General features: G+C 62.7%; 22 protein-coding genes, 7 tRNA genes and 1 pseudogene. 24 read left to right on the forward strand and 6 right to left on the reverse strand.

Annotated features, from left to right (window positions below; translation table 11 throughout):
• The 3 genes from tmk to HU766_RS04125 are packed head-to-tail and all read left to right on the forward strand — an operon-like array spanning window position 1 to window position 2,427.
• Entirely contained in the window at window positions 1–633 is a 633-nt protein-coding gene (tmk, locus tag HU766_RS04115) for a dTMP kinase (RefSeq protein WP_033700568.1), read from the forward strand.
• Window positions 626–1,612 carry a DNA polymerase III subunit delta' gene (locus HU766_RS04120; protein WP_186653814.1) on the forward strand — a complete coding sequence of 329 codons (987 nt, stop codon included), beginning with the start codon at window positions 626–628 and terminating at the stop codon, window positions 1,610–1,612. The genes tmk and HU766_RS04120 overlap by 8 nt, the downstream gene beginning before the upstream one ends.
• A gap of 32 nt (window positions 1,613–1,644) precedes the next feature.
• On the forward strand, window positions 1,645–2,427 hold the full coding sequence (locus HU766_RS04125) for a TatD family hydrolase (RefSeq protein WP_033700566.1): 783 nt from the start codon (window positions 1,645–1,647) through the stop codon (window positions 2,425–2,427).
• A gap of 233 nt (window positions 2,428–2,660) precedes the next feature.
• Here HU766_RS04125 and HU766_RS04130 read toward each other — a convergent pair whose 3' ends face one another.
• The gene (locus tag HU766_RS04130; RefSeq protein WP_186653817.1) at window positions 2,661–3,794 is read right to left on the reverse strand and encodes an aminotransferase class V-fold PLP-dependent enzyme; all 1,134 of its coding nucleotides are present in this window, start codon (window positions 3,792–3,794) and stop codon (window positions 2,661–2,663) included.
• Window positions 3,795–3,866: 72 nt separating this feature from the next.
• On the opposite strand from HU766_RS04130, the gene HU766_RS04135 reads away from it, so the two are divergent.
• The 5 genes from HU766_RS04135 (at window position 3,867) to HU766_RS04155 (ending at window position 7,348) form a co-directional block, all read left to right on the forward strand.
• Entirely contained in the window at window positions 3,867–4,502 is a 636-nt protein-coding gene (locus HU766_RS04135; protein WP_019473685.1) for a TetR/AcrR family transcriptional regulator, read from the forward strand.
• Between the two features lie 117 nt (window positions 4,503–4,619).
• Complete coding sequence (locus tag HU766_RS04140; RefSeq protein WP_186653830.1) at window positions 4,620–5,588, forward strand: radical SAM protein; 969 nt, start codon at window positions 4,620–4,622, stop codon at window positions 5,586–5,588.
• A gap of 66 nt (window positions 5,589–5,654) precedes the next feature.
• Window positions 5,655–6,260: a DUF4823 domain-containing protein gene (locus tag HU766_RS04145; RefSeq protein WP_186653833.1), complete on the forward strand. Its 606-nt coding sequence runs from the start codon at window positions 5,655–5,657 to the stop codon at window positions 6,258–6,260.
• A gap of 10 nt (window positions 6,261–6,270) precedes the next feature.
• Window positions 6,271–6,828, forward strand: coding sequence for a DUF1285 domain-containing protein (locus HU766_RS04150; protein ID WP_186653843.1), 558 nt, complete (start codon window positions 6,271–6,273; stop codon window positions 6,826–6,828).
• Window positions 6,829–6,931: 103 nt separating this feature from the next.
• Complete coding sequence (locus HU766_RS04155) at window positions 6,932–7,348, forward strand: cupin domain-containing protein (protein WP_186653845.1); 417 nt, start codon at window positions 6,932–6,934, stop codon at window positions 7,346–7,348.
• A 56-nt stretch (window positions 7,349–7,404) separates the two neighbouring features.
• Here the strand turns inward: HU766_RS04155 and HU766_RS04160 are convergent.
• Window positions 7,405–7,480: transfer RNA gene (locus HU766_RS04160), tRNA-Asn, on the reverse strand.
• A gap of 73 nt (window positions 7,481–7,553) precedes the next feature.
• On the reverse strand, window positions 7,554–8,750 hold the full coding sequence (locus HU766_RS04165; protein WP_186653847.1) for an amino acid aminotransferase: 1,197 nt from the start codon (window positions 8,748–8,750) through the stop codon (window positions 7,554–7,556).
• Between the two features lie 288 nt (window positions 8,751–9,038).
• On the opposite strand from HU766_RS04165, the gene uvrB reads away from it, so the two are divergent.
• Window positions 9,039–11,054: an excinuclease ABC subunit UvrB gene (uvrB, locus tag HU766_RS04170; protein WP_033700558.1), complete on the forward strand. Its 2,016-nt coding sequence runs from the start codon at window positions 9,039–9,041 to the stop codon at window positions 11,052–11,054.
• A gap of 77 nt (window positions 11,055–11,131) precedes the next feature.
• Here uvrB and HU766_RS04175 read toward each other — a convergent pair.
• Window positions 11,132–11,404, reverse strand: a pseudogene (locus tag HU766_RS04175) (EmrB/QacA family drug resistance transporter); the annotation flags it as partial.
• 156 nt (window positions 11,405–11,560) lie between these two features.
• On the opposite strand from HU766_RS04175, the gene gltX reads away from it, so the two are divergent.
• From gltX to HU766_RS04235, 12 genes are all read left to right on the forward strand, one after another.
• Window positions 11,561–13,042 carry a glutamate--tRNA ligase gene (gene gltX, locus HU766_RS04180; protein WP_033700555.1) on the forward strand — a complete coding sequence of 494 codons (1,482 nt, stop codon included), beginning with the start codon at window positions 11,561–11,563 and terminating at the stop codon, window positions 13,040–13,042.
• A 245-nt stretch (window positions 13,043–13,287) separates the two neighbouring features.
• Window positions 13,288–13,363: transfer RNA gene (locus tag HU766_RS04185), tRNA-Ala, on the forward strand.
• Window positions 13,364–13,435: 72 nt separating this feature from the next.
• Window positions 13,436–13,511: transfer RNA gene (locus tag HU766_RS04190), tRNA-Glu, on the forward strand.
• A 53-nt stretch (window positions 13,512–13,564) separates the two neighbouring features.
• Window positions 13,565–13,640, forward strand: a tRNA-Ala gene (locus HU766_RS04195).
• A gap of 42 nt (window positions 13,641–13,682) precedes the next feature.
• Window positions 13,683–13,758, forward strand: a tRNA-Glu gene (locus tag HU766_RS04200).
• A gap of 65 nt (window positions 13,759–13,823) precedes the next feature.
• Window positions 13,824–13,899 (forward strand) — tRNA-Ala (locus HU766_RS04205).
• Window positions 13,900–13,941: 42 nt separating this feature from the next.
• Window positions 13,942–14,017 (forward strand) — tRNA-Glu (locus tag HU766_RS04210).
• A gap of 163 nt (window positions 14,018–14,180) precedes the next feature.
• Window positions 14,181–14,720, forward strand: a complete 540-nt coding sequence (locus HU766_RS04215) for a TetR/AcrR family transcriptional regulator (RefSeq protein WP_047583563.1) — start codon at window positions 14,181–14,183, stop codon at window positions 14,718–14,720.
• A 25-nt stretch (window positions 14,721–14,745) separates the two neighbouring features.
• Complete coding sequence (locus HU766_RS04220; protein ID WP_095064827.1) at window positions 14,746–15,579, forward strand: alpha/beta fold hydrolase; 834 nt, start codon at window positions 14,746–14,748, stop codon at window positions 15,577–15,579.
• Window positions 15,580–15,655: 76 nt separating this feature from the next.
• A complete protein-coding gene (locus HU766_RS04225) occupies window positions 15,656–16,090 on the forward strand; it encodes a thioesterase family protein (protein WP_033700551.1) in 435 nt (144 codons plus the stop codon).
• A 51-nt stretch (window positions 16,091–16,141) separates the two neighbouring features.
• Window positions 16,142–17,113, forward strand: coding sequence for a tRNA-dihydrouridine synthase (locus HU766_RS04230; RefSeq protein ID WP_186653850.1), 972 nt, complete (start codon window positions 16,142–16,144; stop codon window positions 17,111–17,113).
• Window positions 17,114–17,261: 148 nt separating this feature from the next.
• Window positions 17,262–17,705: an Hsp20 family protein gene (locus HU766_RS04235; protein ID WP_033700549.1), complete on the forward strand. Its 444-nt coding sequence runs from the start codon at window positions 17,262–17,264 to the stop codon at window positions 17,703–17,705.
• 58 nt (window positions 17,706–17,763) lie between these two features.
• Here HU766_RS04235 and HU766_RS04240 read toward each other — a convergent pair whose 3' ends face one another.
• Together HU766_RS04240 and HU766_RS04245 are read right to left on the reverse strand one after the other, a co-directional pair.
• On the reverse strand, window positions 17,764–21,060 hold the full coding sequence (locus HU766_RS04240) for a bifunctional diguanylate cyclase/phosphodiesterase (RefSeq protein ID WP_186653854.1): 3,297 nt from the start codon (window positions 21,058–21,060) through the stop codon (window positions 17,764–17,766).
• A gap of 61 nt (window positions 21,061–21,121) precedes the next feature.
• Window positions 21,122–22,000, reverse strand: a complete 879-nt coding sequence (locus tag HU766_RS04245) for a LysR family transcriptional regulator (protein WP_186653856.1) — start codon at window positions 21,998–22,000, stop codon at window positions 21,122–21,124.
• Between the two features lie 130 nt (window positions 22,001–22,130).
• Between HU766_RS04245 and leuC the strand changes: the two genes are divergently transcribed.
• From leuC to HU766_RS04260, 3 genes are all read left to right on the forward strand, one after another.
• Window positions 22,131–23,564: a 3-isopropylmalate dehydratase large subunit gene (gene leuC, locus HU766_RS04250; RefSeq protein ID WP_033700545.1), complete on the forward strand. Its 1,434-nt coding sequence runs from the start codon at window positions 22,131–22,133 to the stop codon at window positions 23,562–23,564.
• Window positions 23,561–24,205, forward strand: coding sequence for a 3-isopropylmalate dehydratase small subunit (leuD, locus tag HU766_RS04255; RefSeq protein ID WP_186653858.1), 645 nt, complete (start codon window positions 23,561–23,563; stop codon window positions 24,203–24,205). The genes leuC and leuD overlap by 4 nt, the downstream gene beginning before the upstream one ends.
• Before the next feature lie 93 nt (window positions 24,206–24,298).
• Window positions 24,299–25,063, forward strand: a complete 765-nt coding sequence (locus HU766_RS04260) for a class I SAM-dependent methyltransferase (protein WP_047583559.1) — start codon at window positions 24,299–24,301, stop codon at window positions 25,061–25,063.
• The last annotated feature ends 14 nt before the right edge of the window (window positions 25,064–25,077 follow it).

The raw sequence follows: 25,077 nt of genomic DNA on the forward strand, positions 1-25,077 counted from the left end.
GTGAGCGGCTTGTTTATTACCCTGGAAGGCCCCGAAGGCGCGGGCAAGAGCACCAACCGCGAATACCTGGCGGCGCGCCTGCGCGAACATGGCCTGGATGTGCTGCTGACCCGCGAGCCGGGCGGTACACCGCTGGCCGAAAAGGTGCGCGAGTTGCTGCTGGCACCAAGCGATGAAAGCATGGCGGCGGATACCGAGCTGCTGCTGGTATTCGCTGCGCGCGCCCAGCACCTGGCGCAGGTGATCCGGCCTGCCCTGGCCCGGGGGGCGGTGGTGCTGTGTGACCGGTTTACCGATGCTACCTACGCTTATCAGGGCGGTGGGCGGGGATTGTCCGTCGAGCGCATCGCCACACTGGAGCAGTTCGTCCAAGGCGACCTGCGCCCAGACCTGACCCTGGTCTTCGACCTGCCGGTCGAAGTCGGCCTTGCCCGTGCTGCCGCACGTGGCCGCCTGGACCGTTTCGAGCAGGAAGGCCAGGCATTCTTCGAGGCGGTGCGCCAAGCCTACCTGCAGCGTGCCCATCGCGCGCCGCAGCGCTACAGCCTGCTGGATGCCGCGCAGCCCCTGGAGGCCGTGCAGCGCGCCATCGACGCACTGCTGCCGGGTATCCTGGAGCGTTGCCGTGGCTGAGGCCTACCCCTGGCAGCAAGCCATCTGGCAGCAGTTGGCCGGTCGCAGCCAGCACGCACACGCCTACTTGCTGCATGGGCCGCAGGGTATCGGCAAGCGAGCCCTGGCCGAGCGCCTGATGGCGCGTTTGTTGTGTCAGCACCCTCAGGGGCTGGATGCCTGCGGCACCTGCAAGTCCTGCCTGTTGCTCAAGGCCGGTAGCCACCCGGACAACTACGTACTGGAGCCGGAGGAGGCCGACAAGCCGATCAAGGTCGATCAGGTGCGCGAGTTGGTGGCCTTCGTGGTGCAGACTGCGCAGTTGGGCGGGCGCAAGGTCGTGTTGATCGAGCCGGTCGAGGCGATGAACGTCAATGCGTCCAATGCGTTGCTCAAAAGCCTTGAAGAACCTTCGGGCGATACCGTCCTGCTGTTGGTTACCCATCAGCCCAGCCGCCTGCTGCCGACCATCAAGAGCCGCTGCCAGCAGGTCGTCTGCCCGCAGCCCAGCCTGGCCCAGAGCCAAGCCTGGCTTGCCAATGCGCTGGCCGACAGCGATGAAACCGAGCGCGAAGAGTTGCTGACCCTGGCCGCAGGTTCGCCGTTGAGGGCGGTCAGCTTGCAGGCACAGGGCATACGTGAACAGCGCGCGCTGGTCACCGATGGGGTGAAGAAACTGCTCAAGCAGCAACAGTCCCCTAGCCAGCTGGCCGATGCCTGGAGTGGTGTGCCGCTGCTGCTGCTGTTCGACTGGTTCTGCGACTGGTCGCACCTGATCCTGCGCTATCAGTTGACCCAGGACGAAGAAGGGTTAGGCTTGGCCGATATGCGCAAGGTCGTGCAGTACTTGGCGCAAAAGAGCCGCCAGGCGAAGGTGCTGCAGGTTCAGGCGTGGGTCCTGGAGCAGCGCCAGAAGGTGCTGGGCAAAGCCAACCTCAATCGCGCCCTGCTGCTCGAAGCGCTGCTGGCTCACTGGCAGCAGTTGCCGGGCGCCCGCTGACTTTCCCTTTTATTCATGTGTGCCGTTATCCCATGCTCGTAGATTCCCATTGCCACCTTGACCGTCTTGACCTGAGTGCCCACCAGGGCTCGCTCGATGCTGCCCTGCAGGCTGCGCGTGAGCGCGGGGTCGGGCATTTTCTGTGCATTGGCGTCAGTGCCGACAACGCCGGGGCTGTCAAGGCCCTGAGTGAGCAGTACGCCGATGTCGACTGCTCGGTGGGGGTGCACCCACTGGACCTGGCGCCGGGTGAGACCCCAGCGCTGGAGTGGCTGTTGCGTGAGTTGGCGCACCCGCATGTTGTGGCGATCGGCGAAACCGGCCTGGACTACCACTACGAGCCGGAAGCGGCCGAGTTGCAGCAGGCATCGTTTCGCCTGCACCTGGAGGCATCGCGCCAGACCGGCAAACCGGTGATCGTGCATACCCGTGCAGCGCGGGCCGATACCCTCGCGCTGCTGCGCGAGGCGAACCTGCCTCAGGCCGGTGTGCTGCACTGCTTCACCGAAGACTGGGACATGGCCAAGGCGGCGCTGGACCTGGGCTATTACATTTCGTTGTCGGGCATCGTCACCTTCCGCAATGCTGACGCCTTGCGTGAGGTGGCACGCCAAGTGCCGGTCGACCGCCTGCTGGTGGAAACGGATTCGCCTTACCTGGCGCCGATTCCGTATCGGGGCAAGCCGAACCTGCCGCAGTACGTGCGCGAAGTGGCCGAGTATGTCGCCTCGTTGCGTGGGGCCAGTTATGAGCAGTTGGCGGAGCAGACCACGGCGAACTTCAAGCGCTTGTTCCCCTTGGCACGTGTGGTCTGAGGGCACCCCTTCAAACAGGCAAAAAAAACCCGGGTTCTGGGGGAGGGAATCCGGGTTAAGACCATTAGGAGTAAAACAAAGGTACGCGGTCCCTGAGCACCTTTATCGGCGCGCCACTTGGGGGGGATGCGCCGCGCCAACAGTTCAAGTATTGGTCAGGTTTGGCACAGTGCCAGTCCCTATTGGTCGTTTTTTAAACAGATTTGGAATACGCCCGGTATCCATCCCCGCTCTCAATGCATGGCCAGCCGGCGAACCTGCTGCACAGCTTCGTCAATTAGCTGCTCGCTGGTATAGAAATGCGGTGAAAATCGCACGCCACCGCCCCGTAGGGCACAAATTGTGCGCTCAGCCATCAATGCCTTTTGAATCTGCACGCTATCCTGCCCTTTGATACTGAATGTGACGATGCCCGCCCGCCTGTCGGGATCAGCGGGTGTCTGCAGCAAAACGCCAGGCACCGCAGCCAAGCCTTGATATAACTGCGCCACGCGCTGCTGCAAGCGCTGCGCTACCGTGCTGATCCCGACCTCCTCCAGCAGCGAAAGGCTCGCCTCCAGGGCGCAGGCACCGAGCATGTTCGGGCTACCACATTCAAAACGCCGCGCGCTACGCGCCGGTTGCCATTGGCGCCGCTCGAAATCGCCCAGGTGCTCCAGCATGTGCCAGCCATACGCATTGAGCTCAAGCTGCGGGCGTATTTCGGCGCGGCAATAGAACAGCCCCAACCCCTCGGGGCCGAGCATCCACTTGTGGCCATCGGCCATGGCGAAATCGCATTGAAAGCGCTGCACGTCGAAGGGCAGGGCGCCGACCTGCTGGATGGCGTCGACGCAAAACAGCACATTGCGTACCCGGCAACCTTCACCAAGGCGGGCCAGGTCAAGGCGCAGGCCGCTGCCGAATTGCACGGCGCTGATCGCCAGCAAGCGGGTGCGTGGCCCGCAGGCCGCCAGCAACGTGGCCTCGGGGTCGGGCCCCGCCAGGCTGGCCTGGATCACCTGCACGCCACGGTCGGCCAAGGCTTCCCATACGACGCGGTTGGAGGGGAATTCCTCGTCGCTGATCACCACTTGGTCGCCGTGCGCCCAGTCCAGGCCAAAAGCGACCAGCGACAGCCCCTCGGAAGTGTTCTTCACCAGGGCGATGTCGCCGGGCGAGGGGGCGTGGATCAGCCGCGCCAGCCGCTCGCGCAGGCGCCGCTCGGTCGCCAGCCAGGTCGGGTACTCGCTGGCACCCAGGCAAACGTTGTCGCGGGCAAAGCGTGCCACCGCCTCGGCAGCCCGGCGTGGCCAGGGGGCGATGGCCGCGTGGTTCAGGTAGCGCAGCCCCGGGGTTTGATCGAACTCATCGTGAAACATAGACATGGTTGGATGATCCGTGCAATTTCCCGCAAGTTAGGCATAATAAACCGCTTCGATCGTCAACCAGTCCTTCCTATGCAGAAAGAACCTCGTAAGGTCCGTGAGTTTCGCCGTCGCGAACAGGAAATCCTCGATACGGCGCTCAAGCTGTTTCTCGAACAGGGTGAAGACAGCGTCACCGTCGAGATGATCGCCGACGCCGTGGGTATCGGCAAAGGCACGATCTACAAGCACTTCAAGTCCAAGGCGGAGATCTACCTGCGCCTGATGCTCGACTACGAGCGCGATTTGAACGAGCTGTTGCATTCGGCCGACGTCGACCGTGACAAGGAAGCCCTGTCGCGCGCCTACTTTGAGTTCCGCATGCGCGATCCGCAGCGCTACCGGCTGTTCGACCGCCTGGAAGAAAAGGTGGTCAAGGGCAATCAAGTGCCGGAGATGGTCGAGCAGCTGCACAGCATCCGCGCCTCCAACTTCGATCGCCTGACCCAGCTGATCAAGGGCCGTATCAGCGAAGGCAAGCTCGAAGACGTACCGCCGTACTTCCACTACTGCGCGGCCTGGGCCTTGGTGCATGGCGCCGTGGCGCTGTACCACTCGCCGTTCTGGAGCAACGTGCTCGAAGATCAGGAAGGTTTCTTCCAGTTCCTCATGGACATCGGCGTGCGCATGGGCAACAAGCGCAAGCGCGACCCAGAACCCGCCAACTGACAGAGCAGGGCCGCTGCGGGGCCCTTGCAGTTGACCCGGCATGAACAAGGGGCTTGCAAAAACCTGATTTATGAGTCAGGTTTTGCCAGCCCCGCTTCATCCATGCCGGAGTCATCCATGATTGTCGATCGTCAAGGCAGGCGCTTTCGTAACCTGCGTGTCAGCCTGACGGCTGCCTGTAACTATGCCTGTACCTACTGCGTGCCCGATGGCAAGCGCCTGGTGGCGGCGCAGCACGAGTTGCCTGCCGAGGCGTTGGCGCGGGGCGTTGCCTACCTGATTGAAGCCGCTGGCATCGAGCGTTTGCGCATTACCGGTGGTGAGCCGTTGGTCAGCCCTAGGCTGGACGATTTTCTGGCTGCCGTGGCCAAGCTCCCCCTCGGCGATATCTCGCTGACCACCAACGGCCAGTTGCTTGCGCGCAAGTTGCCACAGCTACGCGCAGCAGGCATCCGCCGTCTGAATGTATCCCTCGATACCCTGGATCCACTGGCCTTTCGCCGCATCGCCCGCGGTGGCGACCTTGCCAGCGTGCTGGCGGGCATGCAGCAAGCCAGCGCGCAGGGTATGCAGATCAAGGTGAACATGGTGCCGATGCGCGGCCAGAACCTCGACCAGGTTCTGCCGATGCTCGATTACTGCCTGGCGCGGGGTTTTGAGCTGCGTTTCATCGAGCTCATGCGCATGGGCCATCTGGCCAATGACCGCAATGCTTTCCTGCAGCAGTTCGTTGGCCTTGACCACTTGCTCGGGCTGATCGGGGCCGAGCATGCCTACGAGCAGGTGGACGCGGCGGTGGATGCCACTGCCCTGCGCTACCAGGTCCCCGGTAAAGGCCATTTCGGTGTGATCGCCAACGAGAGCGTGCCGTTCTGCCGGAGTTGTTCGCGGCTGCGTTTGTCATCCACCGGTTGGCTGCATGGCTGCTTGTCGTCGAGCAATCGCCACTTTGTCGGCGACCTGTTGGAAAAGCCGCGTCATCAAGCGCTTCCCGCCTTGCAGCGGCTGCTGGTCAAGGCCCTGGCAGACAAACAGGATGTGGCGTTTTCCGGGGGGGTGACAGTGATGAAGGTGATCGGCGGCTGAGTCTGGCGCAAAAGCTGCATCCGCCGGCTATTCGCCGGTTTTTCGTCGCCGGCCACTGGAGGAAAGATGCGTAGCCTGGTCTTGCTGCTGGCGCTGATGGCGTTGGGCGGCTGCATGAATGTCAGCGATATGGGCGAGGGCGTCCGTTACCACATGAGCGATGCCGGTCTGCTCGACCACAGCGATACCCGCCGGACCCTATCAATCCGTCTGCAGCCCGACTCGTTCATCTTCATTGGCCAGGGCGCGTTCATGCCCCCCGGTAAAGGCCCGTTGCCGCGGCAAAATGTGGTGGCCGACGAGGCGTTCAAGGGTTTCGTCGAGTATTTCCCGCTGGTGCGCCGCGCCCAAGGCCCGCTTGGCCTGGAGGAAGCGATGGCCGAGGCGCGCTCGGTGGGCGCGGACTATGTGCTGTACACCCGTTTCGCGCGCACCGACGACCGTATCGGCAACGGTGACGAGTGGTATGACGAGCAGGCGGTCGACCGGCTGGGTTTGGATACCGGAGTGGTGCAGATGATGCTCATCGAAACCAATACCCGCTACCTGATCGACACGGCCCGCATCAAGAGTCGTGGCGGTTTGTTGACGTTCCACGACAACACGCCGGAAGATTTGCTTGCCGCGCCGATGCGCGAGTACGCTCGTAGCCTTCTGGGCATGAGCGAATGAGGCAAGTGTGATGAGCGATTCCGGCAAGGCCAATGATCTTCTGGCACAAATCCCCAAAGCAAAGGGGCTGCCGCCGGTGCATCTGTGGAACCCGGACTTTTGCGGCGACATCGACATGCGCATCGCCCGCGATGGCACCTGGTATTACCTGGGTACGCCAATCGGGCGCAAGCCGATGGTGCGGCTGTTTTCCACGATCATCCGCCGCGATGGTGATGACTACTTCCTGATCACACCGGTGGAGAAGGTCGGTATCCGTGTCGATGATGCGCCCTTTGTCGCGATTGCCCTGGAGGTGCTGGGCAGTGGTGAGCAACAGGTGCTGCGCTTTACCAGCAATGTCGATGACCAGGTCGAGGCGGGCCCGGCTAACCCGCTGCGGGTCGAGATCGATCCTGTTACCCAGGAGCCTTCACCTTATGTGCTGATGCGCAGCAACCTCGATGCGCTGATTCATCGCAATGTGTTCTATCAGCTGGTCGAGCTGGCGGTGCCGCGCATCATCGAGGGTGAGGAGTGGTTAGGGGTCTGGAGCCAGGGTGAGTTCTATCTGATCGGGCGTACCTGAGAGCAGGGGCCGTAATAGGCCTCCTGGTTTTTCGCCGCATTGGCCATTTTCCCCAGGCACCACCGGGCCTAACCTGCTGGCAGTCGCCCATCAGGAGTAGCCCATGAAACCCTCATCTTTTGCCATTGCCTCGCTCATCAGCATTGGCCTGCTCGCCGGCCATATCCCCGCCTGGGCGCATGGCGATGCCCCCGATCAGGTCCAGGTCCTGCAAGAAAAACTACCCAGCAACGCCACCGGTAAAAAGGCGGTGATGCTCACCGTCAGCTATGCCCCCGGCCAGGCGTCGCCCGCCCACCAACACCCTGGGGCAGTCATGGCCTACGTATTGGAAGGTGCGGTGGTTTCAAAGCTCAATGATGAGCAAGAAAAGACCTACAAGGCCGGCGAGTACTGGTACGAAGCGCCTGGGACCGTGCACAGTGTGTCGCGCAATGCCAGTAAAAGCAGGCCTGCCAAGCTGTTGGTGTGGAGCCTGGTGGATGAAGGCAAGCCTGTGACCGAGCCGCTGCAGCAGTAGCAGGGCCGGAAATGAAAAAACCTCCAGTGCTTGCGCAACTGGAGGTTTTCAGTGTTTGGCTCCGCGACCTGGACTCGAACCAGGGACCCAATGATTAACAGTCATTTGCTCTACCGACTGAGCTATCGCGGAATCTGCGTTCATCTTACTGATCACCAAGGGGAAGTCAAGCTTCTCCTCGGTAAACTAGAGCAGAATCAAACAGTTACAGGACTTCGACGATGGCCTTGGTGACCACGTGGATGTTGCTCTGGTTCAGTGCCGCTACCGCGATACGGCCAGTGTCCAGCGCGTAGATGCCGAACTCGTTCTTCAGGCGCGCGACCTGCTCTACAGTCAGGCCCGAGTACGAGAACATGCCAACCTGGCGGCCGACGAAGCTGAAGTCGCGCTTGGCACCGTAAGTCGCCAACAGCTCGACCATCTGCTTGCGCATGCCGTGGATGCGCTGGCGCATTTCACCCAGCTCGTCTTCCCACATCTGACGCAGCTCATCGTTGTTGAGCACGGTGGCGACGATGGTCGCGCCATGGGTCGGCGGGTTGGAGTAGGTGGTGCGGATCACGCGCTTGACCTGCGACAGCACGCGGGTGCTTTCGTCCTTGGAGCCGGTCACGATCGACAGTGCGCCCACGCGCTCGCCATACAGCGAGAACGATTTGGAGAACGAGCTGGAGACGAAGAAGTCCAGGCCCGACTCGGCGAACAGGCGTACGGCGAAGGCGTCTTCGGCGATGCCGTCACCGAAGCCCTGGTAGGCCATGTCGAGGAATGGCACGTGGCCTTTGGCCTTGACCACTTCCAGGACGTTTTTCCAGTCGTCCAGGGTCAGGTCGACGCCGGTCGGGTTATGGCAGCAGGCGTGCAGGACGATGATCGAGCCGGACGGCAGGTTGTTCAGGTCTTCGAGCATGCCGGCGCGGTTGACGTCGTGGCTCGGGGCGTCGTAGTAGCGGTAGTTCTGTACCGGGAAACCTGCGGTCTCGAACAGCGCGCGGTGGTTTTCCCAGCTTGGGTCGCTGATGGCCACCACGGCGTTGGGCGACAGGCGCTTGAGGAAATCGGCGCCAATCTTCAGAGCACCGGTGCCGCCAACGGCTTGCACAGTGACGACACGGCCGGCGGCCAGCAGCGGCGACTCGGCGCCGAACAGCAGCTTTTGCACGGCCTGGTCATAGGTGGCGATGCCGTCGATCGGCAAGTAGCCGCGCGAGGCATGCTGGGCAGCACGCTGGGTCTCGGCTTCGATCACGGCGCGCAGCAGCGGAATGCGGCCTTCCTCATTGCAGTAGACGCCCACGCCAAGGTTGACCTTGTCGGTACGTGGATCGGCGTTGAATGCTTCGTTGAGGCCCAGAATAGGGTCGCGGGGTGCCAGCTCGACAGCGGAAAACAGGCTCATTGTTACCTTGGCTCTGAATGGAGAGTGATAGGACGTACACGCTCCAGCCCGAATGCACTGAAGCGGTGCACAAACGGGGAGTCAGTATAGTGATACCGACCGGTCACTGCGACACTCTGGCACAGCTTTTCCAGGCATTTGCACAAATATTTTTTGACCATTGGTCTATTTGCCGTGTCCACAGCAATAAGCGATCACACCCGGGGCTTGAAACCGGCCCCGAATGGGCGCATTTGGGTATAGACTACTGGCTAAATTTACAGTTGCTGCAGCACCGCGAGGTCCCTCATGTCCGAGTTCCAGCTCGTCACCCGTTTCCAGCCGGCCGGCGATCAGCCCGAAGCCATTCGCCAGATGGTCGAAGGCATCGAGGCCGGGCTGTCGCACCAGACGCTGCTCGGGGTGACCGGCTCGGGCAAGACCTTCAGCATCGCCAACGTCATCCAGCAGGTGCAGCGCCCGACCCTGGTGCTGGCGCCTAACAAGACCCTGGCCGCGCAGTTGTATGGCGAGTTCAAGGCGTTTTTCCCGAACAACGCGGTCGAGTACTTCGTTTCCTATTACGACTACTACCAGCCCGAAGCCTATGTGCCGTCGTCCGACACCTTCATCGAGAAGGACGCGTCGATCAACGACCACATCGAGCAGATGCGCCTGTCGGCGACCAAGGCATTGCTCGAGCGGCGTGACGCGATCATCGTCACCACCGTGTCGTGCATCTATGGCCTGGGTAGCCCCGAAACCTACCTGAAAATGGTCCTGCACGTGGACCGCGGCGACAAGCTCGACCAGCGCGCCTTGCTGCGCCGCCTGGCCGACCTGCAGTACACCCGCAACGAGATGGATTTCGCCCGTGCCACCTTCCGCGTGCGGGGCGATGTGATCGACGTGTTCCCGGCCGAGTCCGACCTTGAAGCCATCCGTATCGAGTTGTTCGATGACGAGGTGGAGAACATCGCCGCTTTCGACCCGCTCACCGGTGAAGTCTTTCGCAAGCTGCCGCGTTTCACTTTCTACCCCAAGAGCCATTACGTCACCCCGCGCGAAACGCTGCTGGGTGCGGTCGAGGGCATCAAGGAGGAGCTCAAGGACCGCCTCGAATACCTGCACAAGGGCAACAAACTGGTGGAAGCGCAGCGGCTGGAGCAGCGCACCCGTTTCGACCTGGAGATGATCCTCGAGCTGGGCTACTGCAACGGCATCGAAAACTACTCCCGCTATCTGTCCGGGCGCCCCTCGGGCGCACCGCCACCCACCCTCTACGATTACCTGCCAGCGGATGCGCTGTTGGTGATCGACGAATCGCACGTCAGCGTTCCCCAGGTCGGCGCCATGTACAAGGGTGACCGCTCGCGCAAGGAAACCCTGGTCGAGTACGGTTTCCGCCTGCCCTCGGCGCTGGACAACCGGCCCATGCGTTTCGATGAATGGGAGGCGGTCAGCCCGCAGACCATTTTCGTTTCGGCAACCCCCGGCCCTTATGAAGCGGAACATGCCGGGCGGGTGGTCGAGCAGGTGGTGCGACCGACCGGTCTGGTCGACCCTCAGGTAGAAATCCGCCCGGCGCTGACCCAGGTCGATGACCTGTTGTCGGAGATCCGCAAGCGTGTCGATGCCGGTGAACGGGTGCTGGCGACCACGCTGACCAAACGCATGGCCGAAGACCTCGCCGATTACCTGGCCGATCACGACGTGCGGGTGCGCTACCTGCACTCGGACATCGACACTGTCGAACGGGTAGAAATCATCCGCGACCTGCGCCTGGGTACCTTCGATGTGCTGGTGGGCATCAACCTGCTGCGTGAGGGGTTGGACATGCCGGAAGTGTCGCTGGTGGCGATCCTCGATGCCGACAAGGAAGGCTTCCTGCGTTCAGAGCGGTCACTGATCCAGACCATCGGCCGGGCTGCGCGTAACCTCAATGGCCGGGCCATCCTCTACGCCGACCAGATGACTGGCTCGATGCAGCGGGCCATCGACGAGACCGAGCGGCGTCGGGAGAAACAGATTGCCTTCAACCTGGCCAACGGTATCGTGCCCAAGGGGGTGGTGAAGGACATCACCGACATCATGGAAGGTGCCACGGTGCCTGGCTCGCGCAGCAAAAAGCGCAAAGGCATGGCCAAGGCCGCGGAGGAGAGCGCCCGCTACGAGGCAGAGCTGCGCACGCCGGGCGAAATCACCAAGCGTATCAAGCAGCTGGAAGAGAAGATGATGCAGTTCGCCCGCGACCTGGAGTTCGAGGCTGCGGCGCAGTTGCGCGACGAAATTACCCAGTTGCGCGAGCGGCTGATTACCAGCTGATGCTTCGCCACCTGCACTGGCCTCTTCGCGGGGCGGATCGCCGCACAGCGAAGAGGCCAGTGCAGCTAAGCGCCCATTCAGTGCGCTTCGCCAGCCTTCAACCCCTCCGGCAGCTTGCGCGTCAGCAGCACTGCCACCATGCTCACCGCCAAGCCGATCCCGACAAAATGGAAGGCGTCGTTGTACGCCATGATCTGCGCCTGCCGCTCCGCCAGTTGTGCCAGGCGCTCTGCCACCTGCGGATTGCTCGGCACCAGTGACTCGCGCAGGTAGTCGAAGTACACCTTGGTCCGCGCATCCAGCAAGGTGGCAAGCAGCGCGATGCCGATGGCGCCCCCCAGGTTGCGCAGGCGTTGTCGGGTGGTAGCAGGCTGAACTGGGCGCCGGAGGCTGCGAACAGGCTGTTGACCCGACCCTCGACAGTGTCGTTCGCGCCATTGCTGGAGCCCGGTGCCTGCTCCCTGCTAACATCCCGCCTTTGTTTCATCTTTCGTTCGAGACCTTCCATGACCACCGTACGCACGCGCATCGCGCCATCGCCCACGGGCGACCCCCATGTTGGCACCGCCTACATCGCCTTGTTCAACTACTGCTTTGCCAAGCAGCACGGCGGTGAGTTCATCCTGCGCATCGAAGATACCGACCAACTGCGCTCCACCCGCGAGTCGGAACAGCAGATCTTCGACGCCCTGCGCTGGCTCGGCATCGAATGGAACGAAGGCCCGGATGTTGGTGGCCCGCACGGCCCTTACCGGCAGAGCGAACGTGGCGAGATCTATGCCCAGTACGCCAAGCAACTGGTCGATGCCGGCCACGCGTTCTACTGCTTCTGCACCGCCGAAGAGCTGGAGCAGATGCGCGCCGAGCAGATGGCCCGTGGCGAGACCCCGCGCTACGACGGCCGTGCCCTGTTGCTGAGCGCCGAGGAAGTACAGCGCCGCCTGGACGCCGGCGAGCCCCACGTGATCCGCATGAAGGTGCCGAGCGAAGGCATCTGCGTGGTGCCGGACATGCTGCGCGGTGACGTCGAAATCCCGTGGGACCGCATGGACATGCAGGTGCTCATGAAGAACGACGGCCTGCCGACCTACTTCCTGGCCAACGTGGTCGACGACCACCTGATGGGCATCACCCACGTTCTGCGTGGCGAAGAGTGGCTGCCGTCGGCTCCGAAGCTGATCAAGCTGTACGAGTACTTTGGCTGGGAGCAGCCGAAGCTGTGCTACATGCCGCTGCTGCGTAACCCGGACAAGTCCAAGCTGTCCAAGCGCAAGAACCCGACCTCGGTGACCTTCTACGAGCGCATGGGCTTCATGCCCGAGGCGATGCTCAACTACCTCGGCCGCATGGGCTGGTCGATGCCGGATGAGCGCGAGAAGTTCTCCCTGGACGAGATGGTCGAGCACTTCGACCTGTCGCGCATCTCGCTCGGTGGGCCGATCTTCGACATCGAGAAACTGTCCTGGCTCAATGGCCAGTGGCTGCGTGAGCTGCCGGTCGAAGAATTCGCCACACGCCTGCAGAAATGGGCGTTCAACAGCGACTACATGATGAAGATCGCCCCGCACGTGCAGGGCCGGGTCGAAACCTTCAGCCAGGTTGCACCGCTGGGTGGTTTCTTCTTCGAAGGCGCGCTGAAACTTGATGCCAAGCTGTTCGAGAGCAAAAAGCTGTCGGGCGACCAGGTGCGTCAGGTCATCCAGTTGATCCTGTGGAAGCTCGAAAGCCTGCGCCAGTGGGAGAAGGACCGCATTACCGGCTGCATCCAGGCAGTGGTCGAGGCGTTGGAGCTGAAGCTGCGTGACGCCATGCCGCTGATGTTTGCCGCCATTACTGGCCAGGCCAGCTCGGTGTCGGTGCTCGATGCCATGGAAATTCTCGGCCCGGACCTGACGCGCTACCGCTTGCGCCAGGCCCTGGACCTGCTCGGTGGCGTGTCGAAGAAAGAAAACAAAGAGTGGGAAAAGCTGCTGGCGACTATCGCCTGACGTGGCGTTAGCGCGAACCTGTGGGCGCAGGCTTGCCCGTTACCACAGGTTCAAATGCTCAGAAAACCATGGGAGAACAAAGGGCAGGGCGGTAAGTGATTGTTATCTGTGAAAAAACTTTTGGATAATTTCAAAAATTCGTTTGACAGCCGTGCAATCCGATCTTAATATGCGCCCCGTCCACAGCGATGAGCGAAACGAAACGCCAGCCACCCAGCCAGCGATTCTGCTCAAAGCGACATTGTGGGGCTATAGCTCAGCTGGGAGAGCGCCTGCATGGCATGCAGGAGGTCAGCGGTTCGATCCCGCTTAGCTCCACCACATTCCGCTTAGCAGCCAAGGCTGATAAGCAAGACCGGGTCCAGCAACCGGGTCTTGAAGGTAAGAAGGTTCGTCCCCTTCGTCTAGTGGCCTAGGACACCGCCCTTTCACGGCGGTAACAGGGGTTCGAGTCCCCTAGGGGACGCCAGTTTTGCACAAGCGATGTTTCATTGTGTCGCTGGGCCGAGAGGCTAGAAATCCGGGGCTATAGCTCAGCTGGGAGAGCGCCTGCATGGCATGCAGGAGGTCAGCGGTTCGATCCCGCTTAGCTCCACCAATTTTGCCGCGGTACGTGAAAACGGACCGGCACGAAGGTTACGTCCCCTTCGTCTAGTGGCCTAGGACACCGCCCTTTCACGGCGGTAACAGGGGTTCGAGTCCCCTAGGGGACGCCACTTTTACCCGCGTTTTGCGGGGCTTAAAGAGGCTCATTCGTATATTGGATGAGCCTTTTGTTTTCGGGGCTATAGCTCAGCTGGGAGAGCGCCTGCATGGCATGCAGGAGGTCAGCGGTTCGATCCCGCTTAGCTCCACCAATTTTGCCGCGGTTTGTGAAAATGAACCGGCACGAAGGTTACGTCCCCTTCGTCTAGTGGCCTAGGACACCGCCCTTTCACGGCGGTAACAGGGGTTCGAGTCCCCTAGGGGACGCCATGTTTACCCGCGTTTTGCGGGACTTTAAAGGCTCATTCGCTTATTGAATGGGCCTTTTGTTTTTTCCCCTCCAACTATTCCCGGTACCGACAGGTGGCTGAGAATTCCGCTTGCCAAAAAATATTACGCCTATCATATTACTAGCATAATATTTGAGGTGGCCATGAACGACAAAAAGAGCAAGACCCGCGAACGGATTCTCGAGGCAGCGCGCAGTGCCTTGATTCAACATGGCCCGGCAGAGCCGAGCGTCAGCCAAGTCATGGGCGCCGCCGGGCTTACCGTCGGGGGGTTCTATGCCCATTTCGACAGCAAGGACGAGCTGATGCTCGAAGCGTTCCGCCAGTTGCTGGGCGAGCGGCGGGCCTTGCTGGCCCAGGTCGACCCTAGCCTGGATGGCGAAGCACGCCGCGCCTTGGTGTCGGCCTTCTACCTCTCGCGCAAGCACCGCGACGCTGAAGTTCATGCCTGCCCGCTGCCCAACGCCCTGGGCGAGATGCAGCGGTTGCCAGAGGTGTTCCGCGAGGTGCTGGCCGAGCACATCGAGCTGATGACCGCGAAAATGGTCGATCGCCCCGAAGACAGCGACAAAGCCCTGGCCGACCTTGCACTGATGGTCGGTGGCCTGGCCCTGGCGCGTGCCCTGGGCACTGGCGAGCTGTCCGACCGTGTATTGCGTGCCGCCAAGTCGGCGGTGATCTGAATAACCACAAGGCGGGAGCAAGGCGATGACTACCCTGAGCTGGATTCGTGGCATCAATGGCACCCTGGGCCACCTGGCGCCGGAGCATGTGGCCGGCAAGATGCGCCGCGCCTTCATGACCCCGCGCACGCTGCCGCCAAGAGCGTGGGAACTGCCACTGCTGGCCAAGGCCGAGCGCATCACCCTGCGCTTCGGGCTTTCGGCGTTGCGCTGGGGCAAGGGCCCGACGGTATTGCTGATGCACGGCTGGGAAGGGCGCCCCACGCAGTTTGCCGCGTTGATCGAAACCCTGGTCCAGGCTGGGCACACGGTAGTTTCGTTGGAGGGGCCGGCGCATGGGCGTTCGCCTGGCCATCAGGCTCACGTGGTGCTGTTTGCCCGCGCGCTGCTGGAAGCGGCGGCCGAGCTGCCGCCGCTGCGTGCAGTGATCGGGCATTCCATGGGCGGTGCCAGTGTGCTGCTGGCGCTGCAGATGGGCTTGCGCGCCGAGGCGGCGGTGAGCATCGCGGCACCGGCGCGATTGCTCGGCGTGTTGCGCGGCTTCGCCCATCACCTGGGGCTGCCAGCGCGGGCGCGGGCAGCGTTCATTCGCCAGGTCGAGCGGGATGTCGGGATGCAGATCGCACGCCTGGATGTCAGTGGTTATCAACTGGAGCTGCCAGGCTTGGTGGTGCATGCCGCTGACGATGGCCTGGTGGCCGCCGAAGAGGCCCAGATCATCCACAAGGCCTGGTTCGACAGCCGCCTGATGCTGTTGGAGGAGGGCGGGCACCAACGGGTGCTGGCCGACCCGCGTTTGGGCGAGGCAGTGCTCGAGCTGTTGAGCCGTGCCAGTGCGCCGGCGCGGCAAAGCGCCTGAGCATCCGTTACACTCGCCAGGACCGTGGAGCGCAAAGCGCCGCAATCTCCCCCAAAGAAACCTCTCAGGAGCGCGCATGAGCTGGGACCTGGCAACACCCTTCATCATCGACCTGCGCGTCGGCAGCGAAGACATCGACGGCCTCGGCCACGCCAACAACGCCGCCTACGTCACTTGGCTCGAACGCTGTGCCTGGCGCCATTCCCAGCGCCTGGGTCTGGACCTGGCCGAGTACCGGCGCCTGGACCGCGCCATGGCCGTGGTACGCCACGAAATTGACTACCTGGCCGCCGGCTACGAAGACGACGAGCTGCAACTGGCAACCTGGATCATCGAATGGGATCAGCGCTTGCGCATGACCCGCCGCTTCCAGCTCAAGCGCCCACGCGATGGTGTGACCCTGCTGCGGGCGCAGACCACCTTCGCCTGTATCGAGTTGTCCAGCGGCAAGCCCAAACGCATGCCGGTCGAATTTATCGAGGGTTACGGCCAAGCGCTGATCGGTGCCTGAAGGCGTACGGTTTTTTGCTAGACTGCCGCCTTTTCCCGCCGAGACCCACACATGCAAATTGCCCTGGCCCCCATGGAGGGGCTGGTCGACAACATCCTGCGCGACGTCCTGACCCGAGTGGGTGGCATCGATTGGTGCGTCACCGAGTTCATCCGGGTGTGCGACCGCCTGTTGCCGCCTTCATCGTTCGACAAGCTGGCGCCTGAGTTGCGCCAGGGCGCAAGGACTGCGGCCGGCGTACCGATGCGTGTGCAACTGCTGGGCTCTGACCCGGTGTGCCTGGCCGAGAACGCTGCGCTGGCCTGTGAGCTGGGGGCACCGGTAATCGACCTGAATTTCGGCTGCCCGGCCAAGACCGTGAACAAGTCGCGTGGCGGCGCGGTGCTGCTCAAGGAGCCTGAGTTGCTGCATGCCATCGTCCGCGAGGTACGCCGAGCGGTACCGGCGGACATCCCGGTCACTGCAAAGATGCGCCTGGGCTTCGACAGCCCCGACGGTGCACTGGAGTGCGCCACGGCCCTGGCCGAGGGCGGTTCGGCGCACCTGGTGGTGCATGCGCGGACCAAGGTCGAGGGCTACAAGCCGCCGGCTCATTGGGAATGGGTGGCGCGGGTGCAGGATGTGGTCAAGGTGCCGGTGTTCGCCAACGGCGAGATCTGGACCGTGGACGACTGGCGGCGCTGCCGCGAGGTCAGTGGTGCCGAGCACATCATGTTGGGGCGCGGGCTGGTGTCGCGGCCCGACCTGGGCCTGCAGATCGCCGCTGCCCGCGACGGCCGGGCGTACCAGCCCATGAGCTGGGATGACCTGCTGCCGCTGCTGCGCGAATTCTGGCGTCAGGCCCAGGCCAAGCTGTCCCCGCGTTATGCGCCGGGGCGGATGAAGCAGTGGTTGGCGATGCTGACCCGCAGCTACCCAGAGGCGGTGGTGCTGTTTGCCGAGCTGCGTCGGGAAGATGATTGCGCGCGCATCAGCCGCTTGCTGGGGGTTGAGGCGCCGGCCTTCGAGGCATGCGTGGCCTGATCTGCCGCTGTGCAGTAAAAGCGGGAAAACAGAAAATTTTTTCGTAGCCTCTCTTGAAAGCCGTTTCACCGGCCATATCTTTTGAGTACGCGATGCCGAAGTCGGGTCGCGTAGTGACTTACTTGCTGAATCTCAGGAGTTTATGACCATGACTACCGCTTTCTCTCTCGCTCCACTGTTCCGTCATTCCGTTGGTTTCGACCGTTTCAACGACCTGTTCGAATCCGCGGCACGTAACGAGGCCGGTAGCAGCTACCCGCCCTACAACGTGGAAAAACATGGCGAAGACCACTACCGCATCGTGGTTGCCGCTGCCGGTTTCCAGGAGCAGGACCTCGACCTGCAGGTCGAAAAAGGTGTCCTGACAGTCTCCGGTGGCAAGCGCGACAGCAGCGCCGCTGAAGTGACCTACCTGCACCAGGGCATCGCCCAGCGTGCCTTCAAGCTGTCGTTCCGCCTGGCCGACCACATTGAGGTCAAGGCCGCTGGCCTGGCCAATGGCTTGCTCAGCATCGACCTGCTGCGCATCGTGCCTGAAGAAGCCAAAGCCAAGCGCATCCCGATCAATGGCGATAAGCCAGCGCTGAACTAACAGTCAGCCGGTCGGTAACGAGAAGGGCACCTCAGGGTGCCCTTTTCGCATTCCGGCATCAGAAATCTGCCGGTGCCTCCAGCAACATCTGGCGGAACTCCGACAATGGCAGTGGCCGGCTGTGCAGATACCCTTGGTACAAGTGGCAGCCCAACTGCTCGAGAAACGCCAGTTGCTCGGTCAACTCCACGCCTTCGGCGATCACCGCCAGGTCCAGGCTGTGGGCCATGGCGACGATAGCGCGGACGATTTCGGCGTCATTGGGGTCGATCGGCGCGTCGCGCACGAAGGTCTGGTCGATCTTCAGGGCGTCCACTGGCAAACGCTTGAGGTAGGTCAGTGACGAGTAGCCCGTGCCGAAGTCGTCCATGGCAAAGCTCACCCCGTGCCGCTTCAGTTCGCGCATCTTGCTGATGGTGTCTTCGAGGTTCTGGATGACGATGCCTTCGGTGATCTCGAGCTTGAGCATCTGCCGTGGCAGGCGGTAGTCGTCCAGGCTGCGCAGGACCCGCCCGACGAAATCGTTCTGGCGGAACTGCCGCGGGCTGATGTTCACGCACAGGCTGAAGTCATTAGCGTCGATCAACCCATCCATGAGCATGTGCGCGCACGCGTCGCAGGCTTCGTCGAGGATCCAACTGCCCACTTCCAGAATCAGCCCGCTTTCTTCCAGCACCTGGATGAACTGCGCCGGCGGCTGCTGGCCGAGTTGCGGGTGGTGCCAGCGCAGCAATACCTCGGCACCAACGATACGGTTGTCGCGGGCATCCACCTGGGGCTGGAAGTGCAGGGCCAGCTCACCCCGGGCCAGCGCCAGGCGAAGGTCGTTTTCCATGCGCAAGCGCTCGCTGGCGGCCTTTTGCATGGTGGTGTGGAACAGCTGGGTGGTGTTGCGCCCGGAGTCCTTGGCCCGGTACAGGGCAATATCGGCGCGTTTGAGCAGGTCTGCCGGGGTGGTGCCGTGATCGGGGATCAGCGCCACGCCGATGCTGGGGGTCACCTGCAGGCGTTGGCCATCCAGCGACATCGGTTCGGCCAGCAGCTCACGCAGGGTATCGGCCAGATCGCGCACCTTGCTTTCGACCTGTTCGCGGCTGCCTTCCAGGCCGCTAAGTAGCACCACGAACTCGTCGCCGCCCAGCCGCGCCACGGTGTCTTCCAGACGCACACTGGCCTCCAGGCGCGCGGTGATGATCTTCAGCACGGTGTCGCCCACCGGGTGGCCGAGCGAATCGTTGATGTGCTTGAAGTGATCGAGGTCGAGAAACAGCAGCGCACCTCGCAGGTTGTGGCGTTTGAGCAGGGCGATCTGCTGGCTCAGGCGGTCCATCAGCAGGGCGCGGTTGGGCAGGTTGGTCAGCGGGTCGTGGTACGCCAGGTGGCGGATCTGCGCTTGGGCATTCTTCAGCTGGCTGACGTCGCGGGCGGTCAGCAGCAGGCAGTCGGTCTCGTTCAGGGTGATCGGTTCCACCGACACTTCGACGGTGAGGATATCGCCGCGCTTGTTGCGCCCGAGCATCTCCCGATGGTGCACCCGGCCCCGCTCCTTGAGCTCGGCGAGCAGGGCGCTGCGCTGCTTGTCGTCGGCCCAGATGCCCAGCTCGTAAACGCTGCGCCCGACCACTTCCGCCGCGCTGTAGCCGGTCAGCCGGCAGAACCCGTCGTTGATTTCCAGGTAGCGGCCGCTGTAGCGCTCGGTGATGGTGATGGCGTCAGGGCTGGAGTGGAAGGCCTTGGCGAATTTCTCTTCACTGGACTTGAGCGCCGCTTCGGCGCGTTGCTGCTGGGTAATGTCGCGCAGGGTGGTGACGCTGCAGGGCTGGTCATCGACACTGATCAGGCAGCTGGATATCACGCAGGTCAAGGGTGAGCCGTTGCGGTGGTTGACCACCACGGCCACGTTGCTCAGGGCCTGTTCGCGGATCACTCGCTCGATGCGTTGCGCGCGTTCGATGGACTCTGCCCACAGGCCGATTTGCTCGGCGGTGTGGCCGATCACCTGGTCGGCGTTCCAGCCGAAGGTCTGGGTGAAGGCCGGGTTGATCTCGATGAACTGGCCGGTGTCCTGGCGGGTCACGCAGATCGGGTCTGGGCTGACCTGGAACAGGCTGGCGAACTTTTCTTCCGAGGCACTCAGGCGCTGTTCGCGCTCTACCTGGTCGGTGATGTCCAGCAGCGTGCCAGCCATGCGCAGGGGGTTGCCCTGGTCGTCCCGGTACAGCCGCGCACGGCTTTCGATATAACGCGAAGTGCCGTTGTCCAACTGTACCCGGTAGGTGATCTGGTAATTGCCTGCAGGCCCTTCGCGCAGGCTGCGGTAGGCCTGGCGCATGACGTTGCGCTCTTGCTCCGGCACACCTTCGAAAAAGGCATCGAAGGACTCATGGAAGGGGATGGGGTCAAGGCCGTGCAGTTGCGCCGCGCGGGCCGAGCCATACAGCATGCCGCTGGGGATGTGCCAGTCCCAGGTGCCCAACTGCGCCGAATCCAGGGCCAGATCGAGTCGCTCCTGGCTGTCCTTGAGGGCCTGCTCGGCGCGCTTGCGCTCGGTGGTGTCGACGAAGGTGCTGAGCAGAAAGGTCACGCCCTCCAGTTCGATGCCCTGGGTGCAGAGGATGCCGTCATGCACCTTGTCGTTGCTGGCCCGGAACTGCACCTCCAGGTTCAGCGGGCCGCTGCTGGCGCGGGTGGCGTCGAGCATCTGCTGGCGTTGCTCGGGGTGCACCCACAGGCCCAGCTCCAGGCTGGTCTTGCCGATTACCTGGCTGCCCGGCCAGCCGAACATGTCCTCGAAATGCTGGTTGACCTCGAAGATCATGCCGTCGTGGCGACGGGTCAGCAGGATGGCATTGGGGCTCAGGTGAAACAGCGTGGCGAAGCGCTTTTCCGAGTTGATCAGCGCCGTTTCCCGCTCGCGCTGGCGAGTGATCTCGCGGATCACCCCGATCATCTGCGGCCGGCCATGGCGGTCGTGGGTCAGGCTGCCGTTTATCTCCAGCCAGTGCAGGCTGCCATCCGGCCAGCGGATGCGGTGGCGCATGGCCTGCTCCACGGGCTCGCCGTTGACCACTGCCTGGAACAACTGGCGGGTGCGCGCGCGGTCTTCCTCGGGCAGCAGGTCGAGGTAATCGATGTCGTTGGGCAGCGGGCGTTGCGGGTCGAAGCCGAACAACGCCTGGGTGCCGCGTGACCAACTGACCCGACCGGTTTCGATGTCCCACAGCCAGGCCCCCAGGTGGGCACCGTTAAGCGCGGCCAGCAGCTGTGGGGCGTTTTGCCAGGCCTGCTCGGATTCCTGAGGGTCAGCCGCAGAGATACGCGGCAGGCGCGGAAAGCGGTTTGCTGATTTGGGCATTGGTACCAGACCTTTGGCGTTTGAGGCGTCCTTGAGTTGGAAATGCCGAACTGACGACCGGTCAGGCGGACCCTGCGTGACTGTCGAGCAGGGCCATGAAGGCCCTCGCCGCATTCGATAGCGTTCGCTCCGTGTGCAGTATGTAGCCTAGCTGGCGCGACAGCTGTATGCCGGGTAAAGCGATAGGTGCAACCTGATCGTCGAGCATGGTGCGGGGCAGCACGCTCCAGGCCAGGCCAATGGAAACCATCATCTTGATGGTTTCCAGGTAGTTGGTGCTCATGGCGATGTTCGGCGTCAGCCCCTGGCTTTCGAACAGGCGCTGGACGATGTGGTGGGTAAAGGTGTTGCCGCCCGGGAACACCGCCGGGTGGCGGGCGACATCGGCCAGGCTGACCGCGTGGTTGCTGGCCAGTGGGTGCTCCGGTGCCGCCACGAAGTCCAGGGCGTCGTTCCAGACCGGGATCGCCTTGATCAGGTGGTGGGGCTCGGGTGCCAGGGTGATGACGGCAATTTCAGCGCGGCCATGGAGAATCTCGTCGTAGGCCGCTTCTGAATCCAGGAACTGAATATCCAGTGCCACCGAGGGGTGCTGCCGGGTAAAGGCCCTTAGAAGCGGAGGCAAGCGGTGCAAGCCGATATGGTGGCTGGTGGCCAGGGTCAGTCTACCGCTCACCTGTCCCGTCAAATTGGTCAGTGCGCGTCGAGTATCATCGAGCACATTGAGTATTTGATAGGCCCGTGGCAGCAACGCCCGACCGGCTTCGGTCAGGGTCACTTCACGCCCCAGCCGGTCGAACAGGCGCACGTCCAATTGCTGCTCAAGGCCGGCGATGCGTTTGCTGATGGCAGGCTGGGTCAGGTGCAGGCGTTCGCCGGCCCCGGAGAAGCTGCCGGTTTCGGCAATGGCGATAAAAGCACTGAGGTTGGCCAGGTCCATCTCTCTGATTCCTGATGGTTATGCAAAGCATGAAAATTATGAATTTGAGTTATTCAATCTATCGCCATAGCATCGTCCGTACAAGCCAAGGGGTCTTTGGCATAGAAAGACGCTGATGAGGAACAGTCTGATGGCTGGCAAAACGCTCTACGACAAACTCTGGGAAGCCCATGAGGTCAAGCGCCGTGATGACGGCTCGTCCTTGATCTACATCGACCGACACATCATCCACGAAGTGACGTCGCCCCAGGCCTTCGAAGGCCTGCGCCTGGCGAACCGCAAGCCATGGCGCATCGACACCAACATCGCCACGCCCGACCACAACGTGCCGACCACGCCAGAGCGCAAGGGCGGTATCGAGGCCATCGTCGACCAGGTGTCGCGCCTGCAGGTGCAGACCCTCGACGAAAACTGTGACGAGTACGGTATCGTCGAATTCAAGATGAACGACGAGCGCCAGGGCATCGTCCACGTCATCAGCCCGGAGCAGGGCGCTACCTTGCCGGGCATGACCGTGGTCTGCGGCGACTCGCACACCTCCACCCACGGTGCATTTGGCGCCTTGGCCCACGGCATCGGCACCTCGGAGGTCGAGCACGTGCTCGCTACCCAGTGCCTGGTCGCCAAGAAGATGAAGAACATGCTGGTGCGCGTCGAAGGCCAATTGCCTGCCGGTGTCACCGCCAAGGACATCGTCCTCGCCATTATCGGCAAGATCGGCACCGCGGGTGGCAACGGCCACGCCATGGAATTTGCCGGCAGCGCTATCCGTGGTTTGTCCATGGAAGGCCGCATGACCATCTGCAACATGTCGATCGAGGCTGGTGCCCGTGTCGGCTTGGTGGCGACCGATGCCACCACCGTTGCCTATGTTGAAGGTCGCCCCTACGCGCCGAAGGGCGAGCAGTGGGAGCAAGCGGTAGCGTCTTGGCAAGACCTGGTTTCCGATGACGACGCGGTGTTCGACACCGTGGTCGAGCTGGACGCCGCGCAGATCAAGCCGCAGGTCAGTTGGGGCACTTCGCCCGAGATGGTGCTGGCGGTTGACCAGCGCGTGCCGGACCCGGCCGCCGAGGCCGACCTGGTCAAACGTGGCTCGATCGAGCGTGCCTTGAAGTACATGGGCCTGACCGCCAACCAGGCGATCACCGATATCCAGCTCGACCGCGTATTCATCGGCTCCTGCACCAACTCGCGGATCGAAGACCTGCGCGCCGCAGCCGAAATTGCCAAGGGCCGCAAGGTCGCTGCCACCGTCAAGCAGGCCATTGTCGTTCCGGGCTCGGGCTTGGTTAAGGCGCAGGCCGAGCGTGAAGGCCTCGACAAGATCTTCCTCGAAGCCGGTTTCGAGTGGCGTGAACCGGGTTGCTCGATGTGCCTGGCGATGAACCCGGACCGCCTGGAAAGTGGCGAGCACTGCGCCTCGACGTCCAACCGCAACTTCGAAGGCCGTCAGGGTGCCGGTGGCCGTACCCACCTGGTCAGCCCGGCCATGGCTGCCGCCGCCGCGGTGACGGGCCACTTCATCGATGTACGCGAGTTGATCCAAGGGAGCGCAGCATGAAAGCCTTTACCCAGCACACCGGCCTTGTCGCGCCATTGGACCGTGCCAACGTCGACACCGACCAGATCATTCCCAAGCAGTTTCTCAAGTCGATCAAGCGCACTGGCTTCGGCCCCAACCTGTTCGACGAGTGGCGTTACCTGGATGTGGGCCAGCCCTACCAGGACAACAGCAAGCGCCCGCTGAACCAGGAGTTCGTGCTCAACCACGCACGCTACCAGGGTGCCAGCGTGTTGTTGGCGCGGGAGAACTTCGGTTGCGGCTCCAGCCGCGAGCACGCGCCCTGGGCGTTGGATGAATACGGCTTTCGCAGTGTCATCGCACCGAGCTTTGCCGACATCTTCTTCAACAACAGCTTCAAGAACGGTCTGTTGCCGATCATCTTGAGCGATGAGGAAGTCGACGAGCTGTTCAAGCAGGTGGAAGCCAACCCTGGCTATCAGTTGACCGTCGACCTGCAAGCCCAGGCCGTGACCCGTCCTGATGGCAAGGTGCTGCACTTCGAGATCGATGCCTTCCGCAAGCACTGCCTGCTCAACGGCCTCGACGACATCGGCTTGACCTTGCAGGACAGCGATTCGATCAAAGCCTTCGAAGGCAAGCACCGCGCCAGCCAGCCCTGGCTGTTCCGGGATGCCTGATTGACCGGCTCCCACATTGGCAACGCTGCCGATGTGGGAGCGGGTTCGCCGGCGAAGCCTGCATAGGCAACACAACACCAAAAGGATTGCCCCATGACCAGCACCACCCACACCGATGTGGTCCAACGCCAGTTCGGCGAACAGGCCAGCGCCTACCTCAGCAGCGCGGTACATGCCCAGGGCACTGAATTCGCCCTGCTGCAAGCCGAGCTGGCAGGCCATGCCGAGGCGCGTGTACTGGACTTGGGCTGTGGTGCCGGTCATGTCAGTTTCCACGTCGCGCCTCTGGTGGCGGAAGTGGTCGCCTACGACCTGTCGCAGTCGATGCTCGACGTGGTCGCCAGTGCCGCTGCCGAGCGTGGCCTGGGCAATATCACCACCGAATGCGGTGCCGCCGAGCGCCTGCCGTTCGCCGACGCCTCGTTCGACTTCGTCTTCAGCCGCTACTCGGCGCACCACTGGAGCGACCTGGGCCTGGCCCTGCGCGAAGTGCGCCGCGTGCTGAAGCCGGGTGGGGTGGCGGCGTTCATCGATGTGCTGTCACCCGGCAGCCCGTTGCTCGACACCTACCTGCAAACGGTCGAAGTGCTGCGCGACACCAGCCACGTGCGCGATTATTCTGCCGCCGAGTGGCAGCGCCAGGTCAGCGAAGCCGGCCTGCACGCCCGTAGCCACACGCGTCAGCGCCTGCGCCTGGAGTGGAGCTCGTGGGTAGAGCGCATGCGCACGCCCGAGCCGCTGCGTGTGGCCATACGCCAATTGCAGCAAGCCATGGGTGAAGAAGTGCGGCAGTATTATCAGATTGAAGCCGACGGCTCGTTCAGCACCGATGTCATCGTGTTGTGGGCCGAGCGCTGAGTTTATTTCGCTGC

The sequence above is a fragment of the Pseudomonas sp. SWRI77 genome (assembly GCF_014269105.1).
Classification (GTDB): domain Bacteria; phylum Pseudomonadota; class Gammaproteobacteria; order Pseudomonadales; family Pseudomonadaceae; genus Aquipseudomonas; species Aquipseudomonas capeferrum.